Origin of the sequence: Mucilaginibacter gynuensis (assembly GCF_039541195.1) — a bacterium.
In the GTDB taxonomy this organism is placed as follows: Bacteria; Bacteroidota; Bacteroidia; order Sphingobacteriales; family Sphingobacteriaceae; genus Mucilaginibacter; species Mucilaginibacter gynuensis.
The window spans coordinates 169268-182113 of record NZ_BAABFT010000005.1; the positions used below are offsets into that span (position 1 = coordinate 169268).

Annotated in this window: 7 protein-coding genes; 3 read left to right on the forward strand and 4 right to left on the reverse strand. The window is 44.6% G+C overall.

Annotated elements, in window-relative coordinates; genetic code table 11:
• Positions 1-190: 190 nt before the first annotated feature.
• Complete coding sequence (locus ABD894_RS11750) at positions 191-1045, reverse strand: AraC family transcriptional regulator (RefSeq protein WP_345211226.1); 855 nt, start codon at positions 1043-1045, stop codon at positions 191-193.
• Positions 1046-1144: 99 nt separating this feature from the next.
• Between ABD894_RS11750 and ABD894_RS11755 the strand changes: the two genes are divergently transcribed.
• Together ABD894_RS11755 and ABD894_RS11760 are read left to right on the forward strand one after the other, a co-directional pair.
• Positions 1145-3583 carry a 3-keto-alpha-glucoside-1,2-lyase-like domain-containing protein gene (locus tag ABD894_RS11755; protein WP_345211227.1) on the forward strand — a complete coding sequence of 813 codons (2439 nt, stop codon included), beginning with the start codon at positions 1145-1147 and terminating at the stop codon, positions 3581-3583.
• A 13-nt stretch (positions 3584-3596) separates the two neighbouring features.
• The gene (locus ABD894_RS11760; protein WP_345211228.1) at positions 3597-5630 is read left to right on the forward strand and encodes a glycoside hydrolase family 127 protein; all 2034 of its coding nucleotides are present in this window, start codon (positions 3597-3599) and stop codon (positions 5628-5630) included.
• Positions 5631-5716: 86 nt separating this feature from the next.
• Here the strand turns inward: ABD894_RS11760 and ABD894_RS11765 are convergent, their stop codons facing one another.
• The 3 genes from ABD894_RS11765 to ABD894_RS11775 form a co-directional block, all read right to left on the reverse strand.
• A complete protein-coding gene (locus tag ABD894_RS11765; RefSeq protein ID WP_345211229.1) occupies positions 5717-7189 on the reverse strand; it encodes a RagB/SusD family nutrient uptake outer membrane protein in 1473 nt (490 codons plus the stop codon).
• Between the two features lie 18 nt (positions 7190-7207).
• Positions 7208-10570: a TonB-dependent receptor gene (locus ABD894_RS11770; protein WP_345211230.1), complete on the reverse strand. Its 3363-nt coding sequence runs from the start codon at positions 10568-10570 to the stop codon at positions 7208-7210.
• A gap of 139 nt (positions 10571-10709) precedes the next feature.
• Entirely contained in the window at positions 10710-11861 is a 1152-nt protein-coding gene (locus ABD894_RS11775) for a FecR family protein (RefSeq protein ID WP_345211231.1), read from the reverse strand.
• Positions 11862-12005: 144 nt separating this feature from the next.
• Between ABD894_RS11775 and ABD894_RS11780 the strand changes: the two genes are divergently transcribed.
• Positions 12006-12596: an RNA polymerase sigma factor gene (locus ABD894_RS11780; protein WP_345211232.1), complete on the forward strand. Its 591-nt coding sequence runs from the start codon at positions 12006-12008 to the stop codon at positions 12594-12596.
• Positions 12597-12846 lie beyond the last annotated feature (250 nt).

A 12846-nucleotide genomic window follows, 5' to 3' on the forward strand; every position in this document is an offset into this window, starting at 1 on the left:
GGATAGGCTATTCTAACAACCTTGCAGGGGTTTACAAGGCCATTTATATAATTGGTGCCGGTTTCATACTCATTCGGCGTGAGCAATATAGTTAACTATTTGAAATTAAACAATATAAAAACAACCAGAAAGAATATCCATTCAACTTAAAAGAATAAGTATATCCGATAAGTTAGTTGCCGATACTATCTCAATACATTTTATACCGTTTTTGATATTGCAAAGGCGAAAATGCCGTTTGCAGCTTAAACTGGCGGTTAAAATAGGAGATATTGTTAAAGCCGCATTCAAAGCAAATTTGCAATACGCTCAAATCCTTCTGCTGCAACAAGCCGCAGGCGTAGCTGATGCGCAGGTCGTTAACAAATTGGGAGTATGTTTTACGGGTATGCTGTTTAAAATACCTGCAAAACGCGGCGGTTGAAAGGTTGGCCACATCGGCAATTTCGGTCAGGCTTACATCATTCTTAAAGTTATCCAGCAAGTAATGATAAATTCGGTTCATCCGCTCGGTATCCTTTTCGATGCTTGCTGATACCTTTTGCTGGCTGGATAATAACTGGTAATCGGGCGATTTTGACAGCAGGTTCAATATACTGATGAGGTGCGCAGTGGCATCGGCTTCATCGGCCTCTACCATTTCTTTCATTTTATATTCGGCTTGTTGGCATACTTCACCACTGAACGACATGCCATGCCCCGACCGCTTAAAAAGCGTTTTAATATTGCTGAACTGAGGCTTATCAAAAAAAGCCTCACCCAGGCAATTTTCATGAAACTGAATAACGATCTGGTGCACTTCCCTATCGCCGGGCAGGTGCTTATTGTAAAAGGTATGCGGCAGGTTGGGGCCGAACAAACAGAGGTCGCCCGGAAAAAAATCGGCCATGTGATCGCCTACATAACGCTTGCCGCTGCTTTTCATCACCAGTATCAATTCATACTCGGGATGGATGTGCAGCGGAAAATCATTATACGGAAAACGTTCTTCCTTTACCACGAATAACCTGTTCCCCGTGATTATCTTTTCCTCAAATAGTTTCAAAATATCAAATGTGTATCAGAATTGGCTAACAAAGTACAAGTTTATTGATTTAGTATAGCCCATTTTTGAACAAATTTAACTAACTAATATCACCTACACATGCCACCTCGTAACCGTTTGCTAAAAAACATTATTTACACCATTATTTTAATACAACCTTTGGTTGTATTTGGCCAGCGGGCGCACATTGCGGTAAACGCCGCGCAGGTGCTCAACAATATACCCGCCAACCTGTACGGCTCTTGTATTGAAGATGTGAACCACGAAATTTATGGGGGACTGTATGATCAGCGCATTTTCGGTGAAAGCTTTGAGGAGCCTAAGCCGAACCCCTCTTTTAAAAACTGGACGGTATACGATGGTAACTGGACACAAACCAACGATGGTATAAAAGTAAACGGCGGCCCTGGGTTTAAACTGGTGAATAACAAACCGCTTACCGGCGATTATACCCTACAGGTACAACTCAAATTTATTAAAACCGGACTTAATGCCGGCCTGTTGCTCAATGTAGATAAGGCAGGCATGGGTGCCGATAATTTTTATGGTTATGAAGTAAGTATCGACGCGCGCAGGCAAATGCTGGTGTTAGGCAAGCACCTCAATAACTGGATCCCTGTTAAGGAAGAAAAGATCAATATAAACGGCAGCGACTGGACTACCCTGAAAGTCGCAGTTAACGGCAACAAGTTAAGTGTGTATTTGAACGATGCCAAGGAACCGGCACTTGTTTACACCGATGAAAAGCAGCCCTTCCCTGCCGGGAAAATTGCCCTGCGCACTTTTGATGCTGAGGTTGAATACCGCTCGTTAATGGTAACACAGGGTAGCAAAACAGAAAAACTATCTTTCGAGGCAGCGCCCGTACCTGCCGTAAGCAGTGCATGGGATGGCTTTAACACCACCCAATCCGGGAGTTTTTCGATAGATACGGAGCATGCCTTTAATGGCAGCCAGTCGCAGGTAATTGTGCATGAGGGGGGAAGCGGAATCATCGGTGTGGCCAACAGCAGTCTTAACCGTTGGGGAATTGCATTAAGAAAAGGTCAAACTTTTGCAGGCAGTATCTATCTGAAAGCACAAAATCTGCAAGGCCCTGTTACCGTAGCATTGCAAAGTGCCGATGGCAGAAAGGTTTACGCCCTGCAAAATATAGCCAACATCAGCAGCACATGGAAAGCTTACCAGTTCCGCCTTACCTCTAATACTACCGATCCTAAAGCCCGCTTCGCGTTTTATATCGCCAAAAAAGGAAAGCTTTGGGCCGACCAGATAACGCTGATGACCACCGGTAAAGATCAGTTTAAAGGCCTACCCTTACGTGCTGATATCGCCGTAAAAATGCAGCAACAGGGACTTAACTTTGTGCGGTATGGCGGTACCATGGTTAACGCGCCCGGTTACCGGTTCAAGAAAATGATTGGCGAACGCAGTAAACGGCCACCCTACAAAGGGCACTGGTACCCCTACTCTACCAATGGTTTTGGTATTGAAGATTTCCTGCAATTTTGTGAAGCGGCGGGCTTTGAAGCTGCCTTCGCGATAAACATTGAGGAAACACCGCAGGACGCGGCCGACATGGTAGAATATCTGAAAGGCAGCATTAATACCACCTGGGGGAAGAAAAGGGCGCAGAATGGTCACCCGCAACCATATAAAGTGAAGTACTTTGAAATTGGTAACGAAGAGGTAATATTTAACGGTGATAATGCCGCCGAATACGACCATTATATTGAGCGCTTTACTATTCTGCACAAAGCGATGCATGCTAAGGACGCGTCGATAAAGTTCATCAACTCGGCATGGTGGCGCCCCGGATCGGCGAATATGGAAAGAGTATTTAAAGCCCTAAACGGCAAAGCCGATTATTGGGACCTGCATACCGACGCGGACGCGCCAAACTCGGGCCTAAAGGTTGACAGTACATTAACCAACATGCAGGCCTTGTTTAAAAAGTGGGTGCCTGATTACAAAATGAAGTGTGCCATTTTTGAAGAGAACGGCGGCAGGCACGACCTGGGCCGTGCGCTTGGCCATGCCACTACCCTTAACGCGGTACGCCGCCATGGCGATTTTGTACTTACCTCCTGCGCGGCTAACGCGCTACAGGCTTTGGGGCAAAATGATAACGGCTGGGATCAGGGTCAGATATTCTATACGCCATCGCAGGTGTGGGGCATGCCTCCGTTTTACTCGCAGCAAATGGCAGCGCGCAACCATCAGCCATTACGCATATCATCCGATGTGGATAAAGGACTTGATGTGACCGCTACGTTGAGCTCCGATGGTAAGACATTGGTTATTCATATCGTCAACCCATCTAACCAAACAATACAAACCGACTTACAGATAGCGGGTTTCAAAAACAGGAAACCCACTGCAAAAGTGAGCCTGCTTAGCGGTGCCGTTAATGCCGAAAACACGCCCGAACATCCCGACCTTATCAGCACTAAAACAAATGATCATATATTTAATGGCGATCTCATTCAGCACGATCTGCCGGCCAATTCTTACACCATTTTACGCTTTGAAAGATAATATACAACGCCCCATGAAAAAAGCCCTCCTCATACTGAGTGCGCTGCCTGCTGTTCTGTTTGCATTGGCAAACACGGCAAACGCGCAATCACAGCATACCATTACCCCTTTAAATTTAAGGCAGGTAAAAATTGACGACAGTTTTTGGTCGCCCAAGCTTGATGTTTGGCGTAAACAAACCGTTTACGATGTACTGGATAAGCTGGAAGGTAAATACGAGCCCGACAGAGAAGACCTGATCAAAGAAAAAGCAGAACGCGGAAGTACCCGGAACGCCTTTAAGAACTTCGACCTGGTGGCCGAAGGGAAAAAGAACATAGGTACAAGTGATGGCCCGCCGTGGTATGATGGTTTGGTGTATGAAACTATCCGTGGAGCGGCCGACCTGCTGATCGCCTACCCTGATAAACAACTGGAACAAAAAATTGACGGCTACATCAAACGGATTGCCGCAGCACAAGCTGCCGATCCGGATGGTTATATCAACACCTACACCACCCTCAACAAACCTAACCAGCGCTGGGGAACAAACGGCGGCGACGACCGCTGGCAGCACGACGTGTACAACGCGGGTATGTTGGCCGAAGCGGGGATACATTATTACCAGGCTACAGGCAAAACCACCTTGCTAACGGTGGCTGTAAAAATGGCCAACTATATGTGTAAGGTAATGGGCGATGCCCCCAAACTGAATATAGTACCTGCGCATGCAGGTCCGGAAGAGGCTTTCTTTAAAATGTACCTCCTTTTTAAAACCAAACCTGCACTGGCCACAAGTTTGAAAACACCTGTAAAAGCCGATGACTACTACAAACTGGTAACCTACTGGATAGAACACCGCGGTAATTACAAAGATGCCGACGGAGGACGCGAGCGTGCAAGTTATGGCAGTTATGATCAGGATCAATCATCGGTATTTGAGCAGAAAACCATTGAAGGTCACGCGGTAAGGGCTACCCTGCTGGGTACCGCCATTGCAACCATAGCTAATTATAACCACGATGCCCGCTATGCCGAAACAGCTAATAACTACTGGAACAACATGATAGGCAAACGCCTTTTCATCACCGGCGGACAGGGCGCTATCGCTAACGACGAAAAATTTGGTGATGATTATTACCTGCCCGAGTCTGCCTACCTGGAAACCTGCGCGGCCATAGGCGCGGGCTTTTTCAGCGAGCGGATGAACGAACTACAGGCCGACGGTAAATACATGGATGAGTTTGAACGGGTGCTTTACAACAACATCCTCTCGGGTGTATCGTTGGATGGCCAACACTATCATTACGAAAACCCGCTGATCACCGACAAGCACCCCCGCTGGGTATGGCACAGCTGCCCTTGCTGCCCGCCGATGTTTTTGAAAATGATGGGCGCGCTGCCTTCTTTTATTTATGGTAAGGATAATAACGGCATTTACGTAAACCTTTTTATAGGCAGCACAGCCAATGTAGCATTGGGTAAAAACAATGTCAGCATAAAACAAACTACAGCGTATCCGTTCAACGGAAAGATACAGCTACAGGTAAGCGGTACACAGGCAAAAGCATTTAACCTGAATATCCGTATCCCCGGCTGGGCACAGGGCAATGAAAACCCTTTCGGTTTGTATAGCTCAACCAAGGCAGGCACTGTTAAGCTGACCATTAATGGCAAGCAAGTACCGTTAAATATTGTAAAGGGTTACGCATCGGTTAACAGAGCCTGGAAAAAAACCGACCAAATAACCCTCGAACTCCCTATGCAACCACGGGTAGTAAGTCCGCGCACAGAAGTGGCAACGCTTAAAAACAAAGTAGCCCTTGCATCGGGACCGCTGGTGTATGCTTTGGAAACCACCGATAATACCGACCTTAATGCCTACAGCTTCAGCAACGCCACCACATTTAAACCAACATACGATGCTAAACTATTAGGCGGCACCCAAATCATTGTTGGCAGTAATAATGGCAATACCAAAACTTTTACCGCTATCCCTTTTTACACGTTGGGCAACAGGGGAACATCGGCTTATAAAGTTTGGGTAAGCAATGATAAGCAGGATTAATTACATCTAATATTTTTAATAAAACAAAAAACCGCTTCTCCATTTTACCGGAGAAGCGGCTTTTTGTTTATATGAGGATGCGTTAATTAATATCCATCGTTTTGTTTTAACTCAGGTACGTTACGATCAATTTCGGGTTGTGGCAAAGGCCAGAAATCGAAATTAGATCTGTAAATTGTTTTTACAGCCGGGGTCAGTGGGTTTTGTATAAAGCCGTTCAATTTTTCAACCGCTATACCCCACCGGCGAAGGTCAAAATAACGTTGTCCTTCCAACGCAAATTCCACACGGCGTTCGTGCCTGATACGCTCACGCATTTCGGTTTGCGACAGACCGGCAGGTAGCGCAGGCATGTTTACATCGGGCCTTGCACGTACTTCATTTACCTGTTTGTACACACTCGCATCCGGGCCAACTGCTTCATTTTGTGCTTCGGCATACATTAGCTTAACATCTGCAAAGCGAAGCCATACATAATCCTGATCATCTTGTATACCCGGTTGCGGGTTTACGTTTTTAGGATCGAGCCATTTTTTACCCGGATAAAAACCTACCGTCCAGTTATTAACGCCGGGTGTACCAACCGTATTCGGGAAAGGCCAGCCTTCTGCCGGTGTGTCACCGGGGAAGAAGAATGTCATGGTTTTACGCGGATCATTAGCCTCATACTCATTGATCATATCCTGTGTACCCTGCAAATCTTTATAACCGGTACCTATTATTACAGTGGTAATGGCAAAAGGATGCGCAACCGCAGGTGCTTTAAACTGGATAGAGAACATAATTTCAGGACTGGTCGTTTGATCGGGCTTGTAAAAGTTGCCGGCATACGTACTGTTCAAGGAGAACAAGCCGCCATCTATTATCGTTTTTGCTAAGGCGGCGGCTTCTGCATACTTTTTCTGAAACAGCAATACTCTTACCTTATAACCTTGTGCTGTAGCTTTCACCACATGACCGGTTGTAAATTTGGCATCAGGTAAGGAAGCAATGGCAAGGTCAAGATCAGCCAATACCAGTTGCAATACTTCATCGCGCGATGATTTGGCTACTTTATTCTTAAAATCCACCGTAAAAGGATCGGCTGTAATAATAGGTACATTACCATAAGTTTGTGCCAGGAAGAAATAGTTGAAGGCCCTCAAAAAGTAGGCTTCAGCTTTATATTGGGCGAGTTTTTCGCCTGTTAAAACCTTATCTACGTTAGCTAAAAAACTATTGGAGGCAGCAATGCTTATATAAGCGCTTTGATATAAACCACTCACAAAACCATCGCTGGTTGGGGTAAGCCCTGATATGAGCGCGTTTTTTGCACCGCCCTGGTTATTTTGCGTGTACGAATTATCGCTGAAGTTTTCCCACCACATGGGGGCATAGGCAGTAATCTGGCCGTTTTCGGCATACAGGGTAGTGTAAATACCGGTGAGCGCGAGGTCGGCATCTGATGCTTTGTTCCAGAAAATACCTGTTGATAATTTATCAGGAGGCGTAACATCCAATTTCTTGCAGGATGTTAAACCAACCAGCGCCGCTAAAAATATCTTTATGCTTGTTTTCATGTTGAATATCAATTAAAATTAGAACTTAACAGATGCGCCGAAAGTGAATGTGCGGTTTTGCGGATAATTGGCAAAGCCATACCAGGCATCAGGTTTATTACTTATATCCAGTCGTTCAGGATCGGTACCTTGCTTAAGCGGTGTAAACAGCGCCAAATTATCAACCGAAGCGAACACCCGTAACGAGTTGACCACTTTGATCATGCTTTGCGGGAAGGTATAACCAAGCTGAACATTTTTAATACGCATAAAACTTGCGTTATATAAGTGAAAGGTTGACTGTACGCTGGTAACCTTGGGATAGCCGTAAAAGCCCATATATATTTTAGGCAGCGTTGTCGACGGATTTTCCGGTGTCCAGCGGTTTAACCATTCGGTAGTTGGCATGGCACCCTGCGCAAACGGATCAACACCCCATTTGTACAAATAAAGTTTGTTACCGTACGAGCCGTACAACTGCATGCTGGCATCAAAATTACCCCAGTTAGCACCCATGGTGTATGAGTATTCAAACTTAGGGTACTGCCCTTCTTTTATGCTGCGGTCGTTAGCGTCAACCTTACCATCACCATTAACATCTTTATACCTGATATCGCCGGGAGTTGGCACACCACCCAGTGACGACTGATCCGGCGCGGCATCAATTTCAGCCTGCGATTGAAATATGCCTTCCATAGTTTGCAGGTAGAAAGAATTAATAGGGTAACCGTTCTGCATAATGGTTTGGCCATCGGGTCCGCCAATTTCGGGCGCGCCGAATGATTCCAGCTTATTGCGGTATATCTGCAAATTAGCGACAGCATAATAGCTGAACTTCTTAGCAGGGCTATCCTGCCAGCGCAGGCTAAACTCAAAACCCTTGTTGCGTACAGCGCCATTATTTACTACCGGGGCAGCCACACCAAGAGCGATAGGCACCTGCGATTGTCTTAAAATATCATAAGTGTATTTATTAAACCAGTCGAACGAAAAGATCAACCTGTTTTTTAAGGCCGATAAGTCTAATCCCAGATCAGTCATGCGGGTAGTTTCCCAGGTTAATTGTGGATCAACCAGTGTGCCGGGTATAAAACCGGTGCCTATACCATTTGCAAAAGCGTAGTTATTTTGTGATAGTGTTTGCTGATAAGGATAAGTACCTATATTTTGGTTACCCAAACGGCCCCATGAACCACGTAATTTCAAATCATCTATCCAGGTTACATCTTTCAGAAAGTTCTCTTTTGATATACGCCATCCTGCCGAAACCGACTGGTAAAGTCCCCAGCGGCTATTACTTGGCAAACGTGAAGTACCATCGTACCTTAAGCTGGCACCCAGCAGGTATTTATCGTCAAAATTGTAATTAGCGCTACCGTAGTACGATCTGAGGATCCATTGGCCGGATGTACCGCCATTAGTTTGTCCGTCTTTTGAACCGGCATCTAACTCGGTAAGCTCATTAGTTGGGTAACCTTTGCGATAAGCCCTGATGTCGCTTACATTATCAACCTCCTGCTGCGCACCGCCTAAAACAGTAAGATCATGCCTGCCCAATTTTTTATGAAAATTCAACTGGCTGTAAATAGTTGAGTGCGACATATCGTTCTGACTGGCGTACATACCCGGATCGCCCACATCGGCATTACGCGAAAACTCCAGGTTATTATAAAAATAGATAGGAATTGTAGGCCTGAAGGTTTTGTATTTATCTAACTGAAAATTTATACCGGCCCTGTTTTCCCACTTTAAACCGTCAACAATATCTACATCTAACGAGATATTGCCTTGCCCGTAATAGTTAGGATTATGGGTGCGTATAGTTGACGTTAGCACCGGGTTTTTATTACCCAGTTCCCTGTCATAAGCCTTGTTGATCCATAAACCATCGGCAGTACGGGCCGGGTATAAAGGCGATTGTGCCAATGTTGAAATATAAAGGTCGGTACTGTTTACGTATGGAAAATACCTGTCGCCGTAACGTATTTGCAGGTTGGTACCCAGGGTAACACGTTTATGCACCTGCGAGCTTAAGCCCAGATCAATTGTGTACTTCTTATAATCGAACCCCACCATACTACCCGGCTGGTTAGTGTAACCCAAGCCGAGACTGTAGGTAGTTTTTTCGCTACCGCCGCTAAGGTTAAGGTAATGGTTTTGAACAACCGTTGTTTTAAACATATCCTTTAACCAGTCGTGATTAGGATATTTAACACGGTCTGTAGCGTTTCTGTAAAGGTCTATTTCAGATTGTTCGTATATTTTGGCATTGCCCGAATTTACCATGGCCTCGTTAAGCAGCTCCATGTAGGTTGCCGAATTGTTAATTAGCTTTGGCAGCCTTGTAGCTGTTGCAAAGCCTACGTTATAATTATAGGTAAGTGAAAAACCACCGGCTTTTCCTTTTTTGGTTTTAATAACCAATACACCATTAGCACCGCGCGAACCATATATGGCAGCAGCGGCGGCATCTTTTAATACCGTTGCCGATTCAATATCGTTAGGATTGATCACCGCCAAACTGCCCGGCAAACCATCCACAATTACCAGCGGATTATTACCCGCGCTACTGAAAGTACCAATACCTCTTATACGCAATTGTACATTCTCGTTACCCGGCTCGCCCGAGTTTTGTACCACCGAAAGCCCCGGTAATTGTCCCTGTAATAAGGTAGTAGCATCAGTAGCTACCCTTTTGGTAAGCTCCTCCCCTTTAACGCTTACAATGGCACTGGTTAGGGTGTGTTTACTTTGCGTGCTGTAACCGGTTACAACTACTTCGCTCAAAGCCTGATCATCTTCGAGCATGGTAACATTAATTATGGTTTGGCCATTAACAGCTATTTCTTGCCGGGCATAACCTACAAAGCTGAATACCAGGGTACCCGCACCATCGGGCACCTCCAGTGTAAAGCTGCCATCAATACCTGATGTGGTACCGGTAGTAGTTCCTTTTAAAAGAATATTTACACCGGGCAAAGGCAAGCCACCGCTATCAACTACCTTACCCTTTACAGGTATGGCAACAGGCGCGGTTACCGGTTTATACTTTATGGTAATTGTTTTTTTATTGATCACGTAAGTAATAGGCTGTTCGGAAAAGATCCGTTCGAGTGCCTTTAAAACAGGTACGTTCTTTAGTGATACAGATACCGGCGCTGCCATGTTTATCAGTTGCGCACTGTACAAAAAATCGTACCCGCTTTGTTGCTGAAGCGTAAATAATACATCTTCCAGCGGCGCCTTTTTAACGTCGAGGTTTATTTTTTGCGCATAGGTGCTTGCACTGACCTGAAATATAGTTAGCATGATCAGCAGGCAGGTTAACTTCATAATACGGATAAATTTAAGCAGGGCATGGTTGTGCCGCCTGAACGCATGTTCAGTAAATATTTTATACATTTGAATGTTAGGTTTAATTTACAATTGGGTTGTGTCACAATATCAATGGTGGTTACCTTACGCGGCCCTCGGGCCTAAGATCAGGGGCGGTGCAACGCTCCTGATCTGTTCTTTTTCAGATAACCGTTAAGCCTGTTTATCAAGTCATAACAATTATCCTCCTTCCTTCAATTTTAAAGTGAATAATTCCGGTTAACTCCAATCCTTTCAACAATTCATTAATGTCTTTATTTTTTGAGTAGGTACCGCCAAAGGTTTTTCCGGTCATGTTGCCCCTAAACTCTACCTCTACATCATACCAGCGGCTCACCTGCTTCATAATATCCTTAATATTATCTTTCCGGAACACGAAGTAGCCCAGTTTCCACGCTATTACCTGGTTAATATTTACCTGGCGTTTACTTATTTCATTTCCGGCTACCAAGCCTTGTTCGCCAGGTACCAGCATAGCCGATGACGACTTACCCGATAAGCGTACCGAGCCTTCGAGCAATGTGGTCTTTACCTCATCATCACCCTCGTATGCATTTACATTGAAATGCGTCCCCAGCACATTCACATCGGCCTGATTTGTATGTACAACAAACGGCATGTTTTTATTTTTCGCTACCTCAAAATAAGCTTCGCCGGTTAATACAACCCTGCGCTGCTTGCCGGTAAACGCCACAGGATAGGTTAATGATGATTCGGAATTAAGCCAAACGTTGGTTCCATCCGGCAGGGTGACAGCATACTGCCCTCCTCTTGGTATACTGATGGTATTTTCCGCGTCGGGGTCGGCATCTGCATTTGTACCCGTACTTGCGTAGGCCAATTGCCCGTTGCGTAGCTTTTTAATGGTCGTATTGCCCGAACTATCAACCAATCCATTGGCTGTTTTATCAAGCAAAACAGTACGCCCGTTAGCCAGTGTAAGTATAGCGGTGTTGGTACCGGGTTTTATAGGTTGATGGTCTTTCTTTTTTATATAAGTCTTAGCAATAAGCTTTGGCGGGGCTTGTTTAAAAAACAACGCAGCCAAACCAACGGCCAACAACAGCGCGGCGGCGGCATACCACCAGTGAGCCAGTCGTATAACCTTTGGCCGGGCTGCCGGTGTAGTTACAGTGGTTGCTGCAATACGCTGATAAATGCGGCTTCTTAGCTGTTTTTCTGTGTCGGATAGCCGGGCGTCGTTGTCATCCTGTATATGAAATGCGTCGCGGTATTGCAACAGCGCTTCCTTTTCCTGCGCTGTACACAAGCCTGCAATATATTTTTCATATAGCGATATATATTCTTCAGGTGTCATTAAAAATTGGTTTATGGGGGTGTTAATTATATAGTGTGAAATAATTAAGGTCAACACACATAACTTTTAATTTTTTTTGAAATAAAGCATTTGTCGTGTAGTGATTTTGTTACATGAAATTTGCTATTTTTAGCACCCAATTGTATGACCGATAAACTTACCGACAATGAATTATGGGCAGCCGTAGTGGCTGATAATTCCAAAGCCTTTGTAGCATTGTACAATAGGCATTGGAAAAAACTGTATAAAACTGCCGCTTATTATTTAAAGGACGATACCATTGCCGAAGAAATTACGCATGATGTATTTGTGGTACTATGGGAGAAAAGAGCAAGCAGCCATATTGAAGATTTTCAGAAATATATACAGGCCACCATCCGTTACCATGTTTATAAACAGTTAAAAGCGGCAAAAATTGAGATAATTAAATACCTTGATGAATTTGCCGAGAATGATAAACTGACTACCTATAATACAGCTACTAATAAATTGGGGTATGAAGATCTCGAAACAGAACTGGCCCAGGTACTGAAAGAATTACCTAACCGTTGCCAGGAGATATTCTGGCTAAGCCGTATCAATAACCTGAGCAACCAGGAAATAGCCGACAGGCTTAATATATCAAAACGTACTGTTGAAAACCAGATCACTTCCGCCCTCCGTTTTTTGCGCCTCAGCCACCCGCGCCTGTGTGTGGTTATGATAATTGGGTATCTATGGTATTTAGGCAGCTAAAGTTGCAGTCATCCTGAAAACAACATCACTTTGCCTTCCATAACTATTTATTAAATAATAAAAATTTCACGTTCGGCAATTGCTACATTTTGATGTGCATGATAAAAAATGATGCATTTCTTTGCACCCTATTTTAGTGTCATATTAACAATTAACTGCGGTTACTTATGTTAATAAAGCATCATACCTTACCGTATGATTTTGTGCCTGTCTAATTTTCGATGTTACTATAAACAGCTTACTGTCAATC